Source organism: Borreliella japonica (genome assembly GCF_030438115.2).
Taxonomy (GTDB): Bacteria; Spirochaetota; Spirochaetia; order Borreliales; family Borreliaceae; genus Borreliella; species Borreliella japonica.
Window position 1 is genome coordinate 292,074 of the sequence record NZ_CP124062.1, and the last position, 15,590, is coordinate 307,663.

20 protein-coding genes are annotated in these 15,590 nt (G+C 31.3%); all 20 read right to left on the bottom strand.

What is annotated here, in order from left to right; translation table 11 throughout:
* Positions 1 to 5 precede the first annotated feature (5 nt).
* Genes fliP through flgB form a run of 20 tightly spaced genes read right to left on the bottom strand, consistent with a single transcriptional unit; the run spans position 6 to position 15,566 of the window.
* Positions 6 to 764, bottom strand: a complete 759-nt coding sequence (fliP, locus tag QIA21_RS01975) for a flagellar type III secretion system pore protein FliP (protein ID WP_091972635.1) — start codon at positions 762 to 764, stop codon at positions 6 to 8.
* 10 nt (positions 765 to 774) lie between these two features.
* Positions 775 to 1,404, bottom strand: a complete 630-nt coding sequence (locus QIA21_RS01980) for a flagella biosynthesis regulatory protein FliZ (RefSeq protein ID WP_301392942.1) — start codon at positions 1,402 to 1,404, stop codon at positions 775 to 777.
* Positions 1,397 to 1,738: a flagellar motor switch protein FliN gene (gene fliN / locus QIA21_RS01985; protein ID WP_301392943.1), complete on the bottom strand. Its 342-nt coding sequence runs from the start codon at positions 1,736 to 1,738 to the stop codon at positions 1,397 to 1,399. The genes QIA21_RS01980 and fliN overlap by 8 nt, the downstream gene beginning before the upstream one ends.
* Positions 1,739 to 1,783: 45 nt before the next feature.
* Positions 1,784 to 2,842: a flagellar motor switch protein FliM gene (gene fliM, locus QIA21_RS01990; RefSeq protein WP_091972629.1), complete on the bottom strand. Its 1,059-nt coding sequence runs from the start codon at positions 2,840 to 2,842 to the stop codon at positions 1,784 to 1,786.
* A gap of 22 nt (positions 2,843 to 2,864) precedes the next feature.
* The gene (gene fliL / locus QIA21_RS01995) at positions 2,865 to 3,401 is read right to left on the bottom strand and encodes a flagellar basal body-associated protein FliL (RefSeq protein ID WP_091972628.1); all 537 of its coding nucleotides are present in this window, start codon (positions 3,399 to 3,401) and stop codon (positions 2,865 to 2,867) included.
* Positions 3,402 to 3,448: 47 nt separating this feature from the next.
* Positions 3,449 to 4,231, bottom strand: coding sequence for a flagellar motor protein MotB (gene motB / locus QIA21_RS02000; RefSeq protein ID WP_091972627.1), 783 nt, complete (start codon positions 4,229 to 4,231; stop codon positions 3,449 to 3,451).
* Complete coding sequence (locus QIA21_RS02005) at positions 4,231 to 5,013, bottom strand: motility protein A (RefSeq protein ID WP_301392944.1); 783 nt, start codon at positions 5,011 to 5,013, stop codon at positions 4,231 to 4,233. The genes motB and QIA21_RS02005 overlap by 1 nt, the downstream gene beginning before the upstream one ends.
* Entirely contained in the window at positions 5,010 to 5,234 is a 225-nt protein-coding gene (locus QIA21_RS02010) for a flagellar FlbD family protein (RefSeq protein ID WP_301392945.1), read from the bottom strand. The genes QIA21_RS02005 and QIA21_RS02010 overlap by 4 nt, the downstream gene beginning before the upstream one ends.
* 22 nt (positions 5,235 to 5,256) lie before the next feature.
* A complete protein-coding gene (flgE, locus tag QIA21_RS02015; RefSeq protein ID WP_301392946.1) occupies positions 5,257 to 6,585 on the bottom strand; it encodes a flagellar hook protein FlgE in 1,329 nt (442 codons plus the stop codon).
* Between the two features lie 4 nt (positions 6,586 to 6,589).
* A complete protein-coding gene (gene flgD / locus QIA21_RS02020; protein WP_091972614.1) occupies positions 6,590 to 7,033 on the bottom strand; it encodes a flagellar hook assembly protein FlgD in 444 nt (147 codons plus the stop codon).
* Positions 7,034 to 7,046: 13 nt separating this feature from the next.
* A complete protein-coding gene (locus QIA21_RS02025; protein WP_301392947.1) occupies positions 7,047 to 8,234 on the bottom strand; it encodes a flagellar hook-length control protein FliK in 1,188 nt (395 codons plus the stop codon).
* Between the two features lie 7 nt (positions 8,235 to 8,241).
* Positions 8,242 to 8,859 carry a periplasmic-type flagellar collar protein FlbB gene (locus QIA21_RS02030; protein ID WP_091972608.1) on the bottom strand — a complete coding sequence of 206 codons (618 nt, stop codon included), beginning with the start codon at positions 8,857 to 8,859 and terminating at the stop codon, positions 8,242 to 8,244.
* Positions 8,852 to 9,283 carry a flagellar protein FlbA gene (locus QIA21_RS02035; RefSeq protein WP_301392948.1) on the bottom strand — a complete coding sequence of 144 codons (432 nt, stop codon included), beginning with the start codon at positions 9,281 to 9,283 and terminating at the stop codon, positions 8,852 to 8,854. Before QIA21_RS02035 ends, QIA21_RS02030 begins: the two co-directional genes overlap by 8 nt.
* Positions 9,280 to 10,590 (bottom strand): FliI/YscN family ATPase, encoded by a 1,311-nt coding sequence (locus QIA21_RS02040; protein ID WP_301392949.1) that lies wholly within the window; start codon positions 10,588 to 10,590, stop codon positions 9,280 to 9,282. The genes QIA21_RS02035 and QIA21_RS02040 overlap by 4 nt, the downstream gene beginning before the upstream one ends.
* Positions 10,591 to 10,608: 18 nt before the next feature.
* Positions 10,609 to 11,529 (bottom strand): flagellar assembly protein FliH, encoded by a 921-nt coding sequence (fliH, locus tag QIA21_RS02045; protein ID WP_301392950.1) that lies wholly within the window; start codon positions 11,527 to 11,529, stop codon positions 10,609 to 10,611.
* A 14-nt stretch (positions 11,530 to 11,543) separates the two neighbouring features.
* Positions 11,544 to 12,578, bottom strand: a complete 1,035-nt coding sequence (gene fliG, locus QIA21_RS02050; RefSeq protein WP_002556889.1) for a flagellar motor switch protein FliG — start codon at positions 12,576 to 12,578, stop codon at positions 11,544 to 11,546.
* 15 nt (positions 12,579 to 12,593) lie between these two features.
* Entirely contained in the window at positions 12,594 to 14,303 is a 1,710-nt protein-coding gene (gene fliF, locus QIA21_RS02055) for a flagellar basal-body MS-ring/collar protein FliF (RefSeq protein WP_301392951.1), read from the bottom strand.
* Positions 14,304 to 14,317: 14 nt separating this feature from the next.
* On the bottom strand, positions 14,318 to 14,653 hold the full coding sequence (fliE, locus tag QIA21_RS02060; RefSeq protein ID WP_301392952.1) for a flagellar hook-basal body complex protein FliE: 336 nt from the start codon (positions 14,651 to 14,653) through the stop codon (positions 14,318 to 14,320).
* Positions 14,654 to 14,664: 11 nt separating this feature from the next.
* A complete protein-coding gene (flgC, locus tag QIA21_RS02065; protein WP_091972592.1) occupies positions 14,665 to 15,123 on the bottom strand; it encodes a flagellar basal body rod protein FlgC in 459 nt (152 codons plus the stop codon).
* 35 nt (positions 15,124 to 15,158) lie between these two features.
* Positions 15,159 to 15,566 carry a flagellar basal body rod protein FlgB gene (gene flgB / locus QIA21_RS02070; protein WP_301392953.1) on the bottom strand — a complete coding sequence of 136 codons (408 nt, stop codon included), beginning with the start codon at positions 15,564 to 15,566 and terminating at the stop codon, positions 15,159 to 15,161.
* Between the last annotated feature and the right edge of the window lie 24 nt (positions 15,567 to 15,590).

Genomic DNA, 15,590 nt, shown 5'->3' on the forward strand with positions numbered 1-15,590 from the left:
CAACCTTACATAAAACTTTTAATAAGACCATTGGTAATTAAAGTCCAGCCATCTACCATTACAAAAAGAATCAACTTAAAAGGCAAGGATATCATTACAGGAGGTAACATTATCATACCCATAGCCATTAAAACAGAAGCAACAATAATATCTAAAACTATAAAAGGCAAAAATATTAAAATTCCCATCTTGAAAGCCACTTTAAGCTCATGCAAAATAAAAGCTGCTATTAAAACATGTGTTGGCACTTCGCTAAAATTTTTTGGTCGATCATAATTACTAATACTCATAAATAACCTAATCTCTTCATGACGCCCATCAGACATCTGCTTATACATAAAAATTCTAAGAGGAGCAATTCCTTTATTATAAAATTCATCAAAATTTATTTTTGATTCTTTAAGAGGCAAATAAGCTTGTTTATATATAATATTAAAGGTTGGCCACATAGTAAAAATAGTTAAAAACAAGGCCAATCCCATTACTATTTGAGTAGGAGGAGATTGTTGAAGAGATAACGCACGCCTAATAAAATCCAAAACTATAGATATTCGCAAAAACGAAGTCATTAAAACTAAAAATGCTGGAGAAAGAGTAATAATGGTTAATAGAATCAAAAGTTGTAAAGAAAAAGCTATCTCTGAACCACTAATATTTTCAAAATTTAAAAACGGAAAATTAAGACCATTGGTGGCTTGCAAAGACTTTGTTTGAGCAAAAGATAAACTTGTTACACTAAAAAATAAAAAAAAACACTTTCTCAAAATAAACCCTCTAAAATTTTTTTAATCTATCTTGTTTATCCTTAAGTGAAGTCTCAATTTTCTTCTCAAGTTTAACATAATCATTCCTAGAAAAAGGAATCTCTTCTTTTTTGAGCAACATTTTCTTAAAGATTGATTTAAAAGAATCTTCTTTCTTAGCAAAATTATTAATTTCGCTAAGTCTAAGTTTTAAATCTTCTAACTCTTCTTCAGATTTAACCTCTTTGAGTAAAGTAGAAGAATTGCTGGAAACTAAAAATACGTAAACATTGTCTAGTATGTTTATAATTCTTATTGAGTTTTTAACATCTATCTCGTAAAAAACAAGTTCCTTGATCAAATTAGAATTTTGTTCATAGTTGCTTTTTTTTGAATGAAAAATCAACTTTTTAAACAAGAAAAAGATAAAAAAAGCAATAAGTAGAAATAAAACTATCTTGACCAAATCAGAAATATTAAAAAGAGAAATCGTCTGAACACTGTCATTACTAGTAAGAGCTGGCTTATCCTCTTCAAAAATTGGCAAGCTGGATTCATTTTCTAAATCAGTAGATATTGAATCTACCTGCTCTTGTGAATTAGCATGTGTAAAAAAATTAGAAAACGCTAAAAAAACTAAAAATAAAAATTTATTATTCATTTTTAGTTTTAATTATCTCAGTAATTCTAACTCCAAAATTCTCATCAATTACGACTACTTCTCCCCTGGCAACTATTTTACCATTTACTAAAATATCTACAGGCTCACCAGCAAGTTTATCAAGAGTAATAATCGTGCCCTCAGACATGCCAAGTATATCCTTTATTTTGCGCTCTGTTCTCCCAAGTTCTACAGTAAGCTGCATAGAAACATCCATCAAAAGCCCAAAATTACTAGGATCAACTCCTTCTGGCAAAGTATCAATTAAATCGGGAAGCTTAACCCCCTTTATTTCCGGCTTTTCTCCACTATCATTTTTTTCATCTACACTCATAAATTTAACCTCTTAATAATTTAAGTTATAATAAATAAACAACTATCACTCAACCTCTTCTGTAAGCTCTTTTAACAAATCAAAACCCTTTATATCTCCAATTTTTTCCGTAATTTGTACTGAAACTTTATTTCCCATTAAACCCATTCTACATTTAAACTTTTCTTTAGTACCAACTTTTAAAGTTAAATCTTTATTTATTAGAGAAGATTCAAGATTTAAAACATCACCTTTGTCAAGCGATAAAATTTCTCTTACCTTAAGCTTAACTTCTCCTATTTCTGCTACTAAAGGCATTGCTGTATTTTCCAACTTTTCACGCAAAGCATCAAGATTCTCGCTAGTGGTTCCAACTCCAATCAAAGAATGCCAATATCTTGTTGATAATTTTGAAACAATAGGCTCTATGGTAATATAAGGCAAACAAAAATTCATAAGCCCTTCCACTTTTCCTATTTTAACCTCAAGAGTTACTAAAATAATCATTTCTGTAGGGGGAACTATTTGAGCAAACTGTGGATTAACCTCAATATGCCCAAATCTTGGTCTTAGATCAACTACTTGAGACCAAGCTTCTCTCATATTAGCAAGTATACGAATAATAACACTTTCCATGACAGATTGTTCAATTTCTGTTAAATCTCTACTTTTATCTTTAATCGTATCTCCATCTCCACCAAAAAGCCTATCTACTATGGCAAATGCTATGGTTGGATCAACTTCAAAAATAGCAGACCCTTTAAGAGGATCCATGTTTATTATTGCTAAAGTTGTGGGGTTGGGTATCGACCTAATAAACTCTTCATAAGTTAACTGATCAACTGAAGCCACATGAACATGAACCATTTTTCTTAAAAGAGCAGAAAGTGAGGTTGTAGTATACCTAGCAAATGCCTCATGAAAACTTGAAACTGTTCTGACTTGCTCTTTTGAAAATTTATCTGGCCTTTTAAAATCATACAACTTAACTTTTTGCTTTTTGCCTGTAGGACTAGATATAACATTAGAAAGGGGCTCATCTAACGATAAACTTTCAGATGAGTTGATAGACTCTAAAAGACTATCTATATCGTCTTGAGACAAAGCTCCTGGATTGTTTGCCATTTAAAATTCCTTTAAATTTTTATTACATATCAAAAATATCAATTTGAGTTAATGCTATTTCTTTTATTTCTCCATTTCTAAGAATACTATTAATTCTTGCTTTAATCTCTGCTTTTATTTGACTTTCATTTTTTATTTCTTGACCAGTTCTTTGACTAAAATATTCTCTAATAATGTCTTTTAAGCGAACTTTTTGTCTTCCAAGCTCATTGAGAATATTAACATTATTCTCTGCATACCCTAAAGCAAGCTTTACAACAAAAGTTTTTGGAGGAATATCTAAAGTATTGCCTCTAATCTCATCTATGCTTTCATACCATATAAGCATAGGCGGCTTTCCTAGGTATTCATTAGAAAAAACTGGAAAATCACTAGGAGCCCCACTTTGGCTTACTACCATTTTAGATACAAAATAAGAAACAATTATCATTATCGCAACAGTAAATATTCCTATTGCTAGTATCTGCAAAATTTTTATTATAATATCAGGCAATAAACCACCTTTTCTGCTAATATTAGAATCTCCTACATCTAAATTTTCATCATCCTTATTCGGCATAATAAAATTCCTCCTATTAATTTCTTCTTTACAATTAAAAAGAATTATTACTGTGTAATTTCCCTAGGAAAACTTAAAGATGCATCCGTAGTAATTAATATATCAATTCTTCTATTATAAGCTCTGCCCTCAGGAGTATCATCTGTTACAATAGGCCTGCTTCCGCCAAAACCAGATACTTCAAACCTATTTTCAATGCTCTTAACATTAGATTGATCTAGATAGTTCAAAATATGTTCCAGCATATTAACAGATCTTGCAACCGAAAGCTCCCAATTGCTTTTCCAAGGCCCATTTACATCAGTATCAATATTATCCGTATGCCCTTCTATTTTAAAATTATAGCCTCTAGAACTTAAAACCCCAATAAAAGATGCTATTTTTTGAATAGAATCTCTATTGTCTTCAAGCTTAACATCTGCACTAGCAGAATCAAAAAATGCATCTGCTGCAAGAGATATCACAATACCTCTCTCTTCCTGCCTAACCATAATATTTTTGGATTGAATTTTCTCAATAAATTCAATCATAGATTTATTTTTAGCAGTTTGAGATGCTTGTTTATTGCGAACAGTAGAAGGTAAAGACATAAAACTATTGCTCAAATAAGATAATTTATTAAAATCTAAAGTCTTACCGCCTTTAAAAAATCCTGCACCGGTAAAAGAAGCAGACATTATCCTTATTACATTTTCTTGAAAAATAATATCATTTAATGAAAACATTGTAACAAAAAATACAAGCAGCAAGGTAACCATATCTCCATAAGTCAACATATAATCTGGAGATCCCTCATCACATTTTAAAGGCTTTTTAGCTCTCAAGGCCATTACTCACCTCCAATACTGCTACTAAGCTGGCTTCGATCTTTGGGGGTCAAAAACGTCATCAGTTTTTGCTCTAAAATTCTAGGATTATCTCCGGACTGAATTGATAAAACACCTTCAATTATCATTGTCTTTACTGCAGCCTCCTCAGAATCAATTTTCTCCAACTTAAGTTGGACAGGAGTAAACATTAAATTTGCCATTATGGTCCCATAAAGAGTTGTAATAAGAGCAACAGCCATAGAAGAACCAAGCGCAGACTTGTCCTCTAGATTACCTAGAAGAGCTACAAGTCCTATTAGAGTGCCCGTCATACCAAAAGCCGGAGCAAGTTTTGCCCAAGTCTTAAAAAGATCTGAGCCAACTTTATGCCTTTCTTGCATTTGATCAAGCTCTAAATAAAGCATAGTTCTAATTACCTCGGGATCTGCACCATCAACAACAAGTCTCATTCCTGACTTAAAAAATGGATCATTAATTTGTTCAAGCTCATCGTCAAGAGACAAAAGACCTTCTTTTCTAGCCTTTTCTGAAAGCTCTACTAACACTTTTATAATAGAAATCTTGGCATAAGAATTTCTTTTAAAGAAAAATCCCAAATAAGTAGGAATTTTTTTTACAGCAATAACTTCTGAAGAAGCCATAAGCGCAGAAAAAGATCCAACAACAGTAATAAAAACAGAACTTAAATCCCAAAAAACACCAAGTCCTGTGGGAGTAAATGCCATGGAAATTAAAATAGCTCCAAATCCAACTCCCCACCCAATTATACTAGCCAAATTCATAATTCAACGTCTCCATTTACTTCTCCTACAATTTTTTCAAAAGAAGCAACTTCCTTTCTATACAACTTAATCCTTTTGACCACCTCTTCAACTTTTTCTTTTACAATTAACTTCTTACCATTCATAAGAAGAATTGTAGTATCAGGATTAGATTCAATACTTTCAATGTGATAAGGATTTAAATAATATCCATAACCATTAAGCTTAGTTACAAAAATCATATGTTAAAAAAACAATCTCAGCTTAATTTTTCAATCTTACAAGTTCTTGCAATAATTGATCAGAAGTAGTAATAGTTTTAGCATTTGCCTGAAATCCTCTTTGAGTCACTATCATATCTGTAAACTGCTCTGCAAGATCAACATTAGCCATTTCTAAAACACCAGATCTAATATCACCAAGTCCAGCAAGCCCAGTTTCGCCTATTCTAACTTGACCTGAATTGCTTGTTTCTACAAAATTAGTATCACCTGATTTTGCAAGTCCTCCGGGATTCATAAAAGAAGCTAGGGCAATCTTGCCAAGATCTCGCCTTATGCCATTTGAATAAATACCAACTATAACACCATTTTGATCAATTTCATAATTTTCCATATATCCCATGCCATATCCATCTTGAACAATAGCCTTTGTGCTACTAGAATCAGCAAACTGAGTTATTGAATCAGTATAACTCCCAACTGTTCCCAATTTCAAATTTACGGTTTGCTGCTCACCAATTTCACCTACATTTGCGCCCAAAACATTAAATGTTATAGGAATTTGAAGGATATCTCCTTTTTGGCTTGGTTGCCCATTTAAAGACGCCAACGCCCCTTCATTGTCAAACCCAAGCGTAAAATTTGAATTTTGCTCACCATTTACAAGCACTGTTGCATTCCATAAATTAGGAATATTTGGATCTTTTACAACCCTAAGCTCAAGAACACTAACATTTCCAAAACTATCATACAATGACTTATTGACAACCCAAGTTCCACGAGCAATATCTGACGAACTTGCACCTTCTTGAATTATGGGCAATCTCTTATCAAGATTACAAGCAAAAGTAACGTTTTTGGTAGATCTTGCTCCCTCTTTATCTCCAATTGGGATAATTAGATCCTCAACATCAGAAGATGTATTGATAAACTTCTCACCTTCTAAATCTCTTGCCATCCAACCTTGAATTCGCATTCCATTTGCAGGATTTACAAGATGTCGATCAGAGTCCACATCAAAAGCACCAGCTCTCGTATAAAACAAATTATTACCTTCTTTTAAAATAAAAAATCCATTTCCACTAACTCCAAGATCAGACGCTTTTTGAGTACTTTGAAAAGCCCCTTGAGTGTGAATAGTGTCAATTGCAGCAACATTCATACCTAATCCAACTTGCTTAGGATTAGTCCCACCACGAGCATCAGTAGGACGAGAAGCTCCAGAAATAGACTGTGATATCATATCTTGGAAATTTACCCTTCCCTTCTTAAAACCAATTGTATTTACATTAGCAATGTTGTTACCAACAACATCCATTCTTGTCTGGTGATTCTGAAGCCCAGAAACACCAGAATATAAAGACCTCATCATATAATTATTCCTCCAAACCTACCGACAATATATTTTTATATACATAATAATTACCATTAACCATAACTTGAGGTATTGCGCCTGTCTTAATATTTGTAACACGGCCTTCAACAATTTCCCCATCACTATGTTGGAATTTAATTACTTTGCCTAATAAATCCAAATCTTTTCTTATTTCTAAAGAAGATGAAAGTTTTTCAAATGACTTACTCATATTGGTCATTTGCTCAAGAGCTGAAAATTGTGCCATTTGGGCAATAAATTCTTTATCCTTCATTGGACTTGTAGGGTCTTGATATCTAAGCTGAGTAATAAGCAACTTTAAAAAATCATCTCTGCCAAGATTTACCTTATTAGACACATTATCAACCTTAAAACCTGATTCTTTTTTAATTTTGTTACTAATAGTCAAATCAGAAACATTTTCAATACCATTTATCTCACTCATTTAACTCCGCCATCTAAACAATTAAATTAATATTCTTGTCTACATCGTAAGAAAATTCAACTTCTTCTTCAATTTTAAAAAACTTATTATAACCAAAATGAAAATTTTGATCCTTTGAGTCATCCTTAAAATTTTTAGAAAAAGAATTTAAATTCTCACCTGCAAGAAAAAGATTTAAGCTGGCATTAAAACCACTCTCACCAAGCATTTTATTTAATGAATGCATATTTTGATCAAAAAGCATTTTAACATTTTGATTGTCCACTACGATCTTTCCCAATAAATTATTATTAGAATCAAGGTTCAAATTAATTCGTATGCTACCAAGCTCTTTGGGCTTTAAAACCAACTTAATCTCTCCTGTATTATTCGATTTTAACACAACTTTAGCTTTATCCACAATATTTTTATTAATTTTAAGATTCCACTCTGGCTTTAAACTGCTGACAAAATCAAAACTATCAACCTCTTTGAAGCTTTTTATGTTATAATCAGCAAACTCTTCAACAAAACCTTTTAAAGGGCTATCTGATATTTCTTTAACTTTATACCTACCAGCAAAATTTTGACCATTAATTGCATTTAAGCTAACCTTTGAAAAAACAAAATCATTGTGATCAGCATTATTCTTCTTAAAATTTTTCACATCAATATTAATAACATTTTTTTCTTCCTTTTTATCATTCAAGCTTACCTGATCATAATAATCATCAATCAAGGCGGTTAAAAAATCAAAACCCAAAAAAGAACTTAAATTATTAAAAGTCAAAAAAAGTCTTTCAATTTTTTCAAAAAATTTTTCTTTACCTAGAAAATCAAAATTATCAAAATTAAATGATAAATTTTCTTTAATACTATTTAAACCTTCAAATTCTAAAAAACCATTCATTCTAGCAAACAAGAACTTCAAATCAGAAGCAAAAGACTCATTCTCAAGTTTTTTTAAAAAAAAGGACTTATTTAAAGATGATTTTTTTAAATTTTTAGAAATAAGTCCATTATTTTTTAAAAAATTTAAAAAATCAAATATCATAAATTTTGTTTTAGCCAATTTTTTAGATTCGGAAAACATAATATTTAAAAAAGAACTTGCATTCTTTCTAGATTCCATTTTAGAAACATTTGAATTTACTCCTTTAATTGTATTTAAAAGATTAAATTTGTTGTCATAAGCTTTACTCAAATTTAATAAATCACCCATATAAGCACTACTCCAATGGACTAACAGACATTTTTCTAATTAATACAGCAGCTTTTTTAGAATCCATAAGAGACAACCAATAAGGAACAATTGATAGACGGCCTTCTCTTCTAGAAAGCTCTTCAATTTTTCGCATATAAGATATTGCAAGCTCAGGATTTAAGTCTTCAAGCCGCTTAACAGCATCTTCTGGAGGCATATTCATTAAATATACAGCTGTTTGTAAAATATTCGCTTCCTCGTCATTATATTTATTTATAATGTCATCTATTACCTTTTGTTTTAAATCTAAATCTTTCTGCTTTTGCTTAAGCTCAAATTCAAGCTTATTTAAGCTGTCTTCTCTCAACTTTAGATCTTCTTTAAGCTTTTCAATTTGCTGATTCTTAATATCAATAGCTTCCCTTTCCTTAACAAGTCTAGCTTCATCAAGAATTATATTGGAATTATGATCAAAGACTAGAGAATTTTCTCCTAAAAACTTAGTTCTTACAAACTCAGGAAAATATCTCTTAGTATTATACATTCCAAGAAAATCAATAGAGAACAATACAAAGAAAAATAAAATAACTATTAAAAATAATAAAAAAAATGCCCTAAAAAAGAACGATAAAAAATTATTCACTTTTAATCCTCAGATTTTGACAAACTTTATAATTTACATACTCATCTAGCAATAAGCTTTCCTTCTTTTCTCTATTTTTAATTATAGAATTATTTAAAGTTTTTATTAATATATTGATCTTTTTTTCTTCCCTATATTTGTCCACATAAATGTCATAACACTCATCATAATACTTTCTAAGTCCCTTAAGAATTTTATAATTTTGTTTTTTTTTATAATTCAAACAGTCTATATAACCTCTTACGGAAAGATCATCAAAACTATTCAAGTTTTTTAAAAGATTAGAAATTCCATCTGAAAACTGATTTATTTTTAAAATTTTCTCATTTATATTCATTAGATCTCTCTCACTTAACTTTCGATGATAAGTTCTAATGATTAATATTCTATTAAGCTTTTGTTTTTTAAAGTTTAAATCATTCAAGACAGTATTTCCCTTATTTCATCTTCTAAATTTTGAAAATCAAATGTTTCATTTATTTCTTGAGAAATAAAATCAATAATCTTAGGATACTTAGAAATTGCAAAATCAACATCCTTATTGGAACCTTGAAGATAAATCCCCGTTCTAATAAGATCTTCATAATCTTTATAAACAGACAACAAATTTCTAGCTTTTATTATTAATTTTTGCTTTTCTAAACTCATTATTCTATGAATAGATCTTGAAGTTGAACTAAGAACATTTATTGAAGGATAGATTCCTCTATCAAACAAATCTCTGTCTAAAATAATATGACCATCCAAAACAGCCTTAACATTATCGGCTATAGGTTCTGTAAAATCATCCCCTTCAACAAGAACCGTATAAAACCCAGTAACACTTCCTCCATTACCATTAAAACCCGATCTCTCAAGTAGAATTGGAATTTCAACAAAAACAGAAGGCGGATAGCCTTTAGCTACCGGAGGCTCTCCTAAAGAAAGAGACATCTCCCTTTTGGCATTTGCAAATCTAGTAATAGAATCAAAAAGCAAAACCACATCTTTGCCTTTCTCCCTAAAGTATTCTGCTATCATGGTGGCAACATAAGCTCCTTTATACCTTGATATGGGCGATTCATCTGAGGTTGAAACAACTAAAACACTTTTTTTTAAACGCTCCTTACCAAGTTCATATTCAATAAACTCATTAAGCTCTCGGCCTCTTTCCCCAATAAAAGCGATAACGTTTACATCTGCATTTGAATTTTTTGCAATCATGCCAAGCAAAGTAGATTTACCAACACCCGCACCAGAAAAAATACCAACTCTTTGCCCTTTTGCAATTGGCAAAAACCCGTCAAGAACTTTAACCCCTGTTAATATTTGCTTTTCAAAAATACTTCTACTGGTTGGATTAATTTTTTTAAAAATTAACTCTTTATACCTATTGTTCAAAAATGGTCCTTTATTATCAATAGGTCTGCCAAGAGAATCAATAACTCTTCCTAAAAGCTCATCGCTAAGATTTATTTCTAGCCCTTTATTCAAAGAATAGACTTTATTTCCAACTTCAATTCCACTAAATCCTTCATAAGACATAAGACTAACGTAAGGACCATTAAATCCTAAAACCTCAGCACATACCTTTTTATTATTTCTTTGATCAATTAAACACAAATCTCCAATGGCACACTGGGGACCTAAGCTTTCGACTAAAAGACCTTTTATTTTTTGCACCCTGCCAACAAAAGAGACGGTTTCAATATCATCTACTTGTCTTAAATAATTTTCAAAAAAATTGCTCACTAAAATTCCTTTATATAATCAACTTAATAAAGAAAAATTTTTAAACTTTTCCTCTATTTTATCAAGTTGAGAAGAAATACGTGCATCAATCTCCCCAAAATTAGTTTCAATTATACAACCACCTTTGCCTATGTTGGGATCCTCTATTATTTCTAAATTTTCTATAACATCAAATTTAGAAATAAAATCACTCTTTTTATGCCTAAGGATATCTAAATCATCAAGATTTACACGAATGGTAATTTGTGTTTTATCTTTTACTCTTTTCAACGCCTCATTAACATTTTCTAAAATAATATCTTTTTGAGAATCCGTAATCCTCTTAATAACCTTAATTGCAATTTGCATAACAAGACTTACTATTTGAGCACCAGAAGACTCAAGAATACCTTTCCTTTCGGCGATCAAAGATGCTATTATGCTATGCAACTTTCTCATAACTTTATCAAAATCTTCAAAACCACTTTCATAACCTTTGTTATAACCTTCTTCTCTACCTTTAGCTGTTGCTATCTCAAGATCTGTTTTTAATTTTTCACCATACTCTCTTGCCAATCTTTCAATCTCGGCATTAGATTCAGCCTCAATGGATTCCTTCTTATAAATAGCTTCCCTTTGTAAAAGATCTGCTTCTTGCCTGGCTGTCTCTAATACTTCATTGGCTTTTACCTTAGCCTCTTCAATAAGCCTATTAGATTCAATTTTAACTTCTTCTTTGGCAAGTTCTTGCCTTTTAATAAGTTCCTCTTCAAGTCGTAATTTTTCATCTCTTAAAATTTGCAACTCTTCTTTAAGATTAGTAATTTGACTTTCTATGTCGTAAACCTTGCTTTCTTTCTCCTTAATTTCCAAGGATTCAAAAACAGGCTTTGCTATCTCAACAAATTCAAACTTTACTGAATTATCAACTTCTGATGATTTATATAAAACCTTAGGCAAACAAAACTCCTTTATCAGACAAGTACATCTTCCTCGCCACCTCTTGAAATAACTATTTCTCCCTGTTCTTCTAATTTCCTAATAAGAGAAACAATTTTTTGCTGGGATTCTTCAACATCTTTTCGCCTAGTAGGGCCCAAAAATTCCATATCCTCTTTAAGCATTGAAGCTGCTCTTTTTGACATGTTTTTGAAAATTTTTTCTTGGACAGGAATATCTACAGATTTTAAAGCTTTTGCTAACTCTTGACCATCTATTTCTCTTAAAACCCTTTGTATAGATCTGTCATCAAGCAAAACTATATCCTCAAATACAAACATTTTCTTTTTTATCTCTTCTGCAAGCTCTGGGTCTTCTTCTTCAAGAGATTCAATAATAAACTTCTCCGTCTTTCTATCAGCCATATTAATTATCTCGACAACATTGTCAACTCCTCCTGCTGACGTGTAATCTTCTGAAGAAAGAGAAGCTAGCTTTTTTTCAAGAACTCTTTCAACCTCTCTTACAACCTCAGGAGAAGTTCTATCCATTAATGCAATTCTCCTTGCAACATTAGTTTGCACCTCTGTAGGCAAACTAGACAGAATAAAAGAAGCCTTTTGAGGATCAAGATATGAAAGTATTAAAGCAATTGTTTGGGGATGTTCTTGTTGAATAAAGTTTAAAATATTTGCAGGATCTGCTCTTCTGACAAATTCAAAAGGCCTAGATTGTAAAGCAGAACCCAAATTATTAATAATGTCAACTGCCTTTTGAGTTCCAAGAGATTTTTCAAGAAGTTCTCTTGCATAATCAATTCCGCCCTTTTGAATAAATTCTTGAGCCATCATTAATTCTTTAAACTCTAAAAGAACATTATCTTTAAGCTCAGAAGTAATTGTCTCAAGCTTTGCTATCTCAAATGTTAAAGACTCTATCTCCTCTTGAGAAAGATACTTAAACACTTTAGAAGAGATTTCAGAACCTATTGAAACCAATAAAATAGCGGCCTTTTGCTTACCAGTTAAAGCAGAAACATCAAGAATCTCCTTTTCTTTTTTTTCTTCCATATCAATTACTACCTTTTATGCATTTTTCAAAAGCCATGTTCTTATAAGCTTAGCAACATCTTCTGGCTTTTCCCTGGCTAAAAGCTCAGCATTGTTTTGAAGCTCGTCACCTTCTCTAATCCCACCAACAACATCATCAACACCAATATCGTCGCCACCATCCATTAAGGCTTGTTGACGCCTTAAATGTGCTTGCTTTGCCAATTCTTCCTCTCTAAGACGTCTTCGTCTTTCAAGTTCTCTAGAAATAGCAAAAAATATCGTAAATACTAAAATTAACAACGAGAATATTATGCTTGCAATAAATAAAAAATATTTAAACCTTTCGCTTGCAAAATAATTTTCATCTATTTCTCTAAATTCATTCATACGATCAAAAGATATATTTCTAACCGTTATTGAATCACCTCTTTCTGGCTTATATTCAAAAGAGCTTTGCAAAACATCTTCAATATTTTTTATTTCTTCTAATGCCATAGGCTTATATTCTCTTTTTCTCATTCCATTTTCTATTACGAAATCTCCCTTCTCATCATACACAAAACTCCAGATACCATCTACGAAAATACCAAGGGAAACTCCTACAATCCTAGCAGGCTCTTTTTCGCTTGTAGATTTTTTTTCATTTAAAGCAACATTTTTAATCTCTTGAGACTCATTGTATTTACCAGTAATATCGCTTAAATCCTGATATTCAGGGGGAGTATTGCCTTCTTGTCCAGGAGGACCCCATGGACTATATCCTTGTCCTTGATATTCTTTTTTTTGAGTCTGAGAAGATATAATAGTTGAATCGCTTACTTTTCTAGTGTTATAAGAAACTTTTGGATCTTGGGATTGAAGCTCAATAGGAGCATATTCTTTGGACTCTGTGGTTTCTTTTGAGGTGTCAAGTTTTACATTCACTCTTGCTATCATAAATCTATCAACAGATAAAACCTTACTTAATGCAGAGTCGATTTCTCCCCTAAGCATAGCTTCATACTTAAGTTTTAATTTACGCTCTTTTTCTGCTAAGTCTATTCTATCTATTCCATCTAAATTAGAAAAATCGTTTAAAATAGTTCCACTATTATCAACAATAGCAATATTATCGGATTCAAGACCTTCAATAGCATACTGAATAAGCTTAACAAGTCCTTCAACTTTTTTTCTATTGGTAATAATATCAGAACCGGGTCTTGGAGTAATTCTAACAGATGCCTTGACAGGCTCTTGTGACTCTTTAAAAAGAGCTTTTTCAGGCATAACAAGATTCACGCTAACAGCATCAACATCATCTAAAGCTACAATATGTTGCTCAACCGCTCTTGTAATAGATCTTCTAAGATTAATGCTTCTTTCAAAATCAGTAATAGTCCATCTATCAATATCAAACAAAGCCCATGGATCCATATGAACAGGTACAAGCTCTTCTCTTACAAGAATTGCTCTCATTTTTTTTGCAAGCTTTTCATCATCCAAATAAATTCTTCCATCGGGACTCAAAAAATACTTGACATTTTCTCTATCAAGTCTTTGCGATATTCTATCTAAGAGATATTGATCTTTAATCTCAATTCCAAAAAGAGCAATACTCTGACTTTTAGTAGAAAGCCCTATCAAAAAAACAAACGCAAGAATCACAAAAAAAATAATCAATCCTAAGGCTATTTTCTGAACCGTACTAGCTTTTTTGAAGATCCCTTTTGCTGAAACAAAAAAATTAGTAAAAAAATTGCTCAAAATCTTATGGCTCCTTAACGAATATTGATTATATCTTGATAAGCCTTCATACCCCTCTCAACAACAGCCTTTAAAATGCTTAAATTCATATTAGCCTTAGACATAGCTATTACAAAATCGTGAACATCAATACTACCGGGCTTAAGAATAGCTTGCTCCATAACCTTAGAAACATTTAATTGGCTTTTATTGACATCAGCAATCGCATTTATTAAAACATCCTTAAATGTTTCAACATCATTGTTTTTGGCGCTGATTTTTGAATTAAAAAGATTCACATCAAAATGCAAAGGATTTTTTTTAACTAAATTAATATTATTCTCTGTAAAAAAAGAATCTACTCTCACCAATGATATCTCCTTTAGCTTTGAAGTATAGCTAATGCACTTCTAAACATAGACTTGCTACTATTTACAACAGTAGAATTTGCCTCATAAGCACGAGAAGCTGAAATCATATCTACCATTTCTTCGACTAAATTAACATTAGGAAGCTCCACATAGCCTTTTTTATCTCCAGATCTTATTGAATCAGGATGAGTTGGATCATATTTTAATTTTAATGGAGACTTATCTTTTTCAATACTAGCAACCCTAACTCCTTGTCCAATCCCATTATCAAGATAATCCGGAATAAAAGGACCCTTCCAATAAGGATTATTCACTCTTGGAGCAAAAACAATCCTTTGCCTTCTATAAGGCCCACCATCAGGAGTTCTAGAAGTAGAAACATTTGCAATATTATTAGAAATAACATCAATTCTCAACCTTTGTGCTGTTAATCCCGTTGAAGCTACATTAATGCTTGAAAACAATCCCATTTTACATCCCTTAAAATATTAATTTATTTTAATATTTATTTTAATACAATATTTATACTTTTAAAATAATGCGCCTGAACATTAGTCATAAGATGATACATCATTTGATTTTGTACAAGCATCTTAATCTCAGAATCAATATCAACATTATTGCCATTATTATTCATAGTTGAAAAATGGTCAAGAACTCTATGGGGCTTGACATCTGAATATTCTGGATTTTTAAGCCCAGACAAATGCTTATCACTAGACTTGATTAAGTTTAGATCATTTTTATCTTTATTTAAAAAAGCCTTTTCAAGCTCTGACTCAAAAGAAACTTTACTTCTTTTAAAATTTGGAGTATCTACATTTGCTATATTGTCAGAAATAACATCTTGCCTTAAACTTAAAACATCCAAATATCTATGTGAAAAATCTACAGATCTTTCAAAATCATTCAAATTAAAACCCCCTCTGTTTAAAAT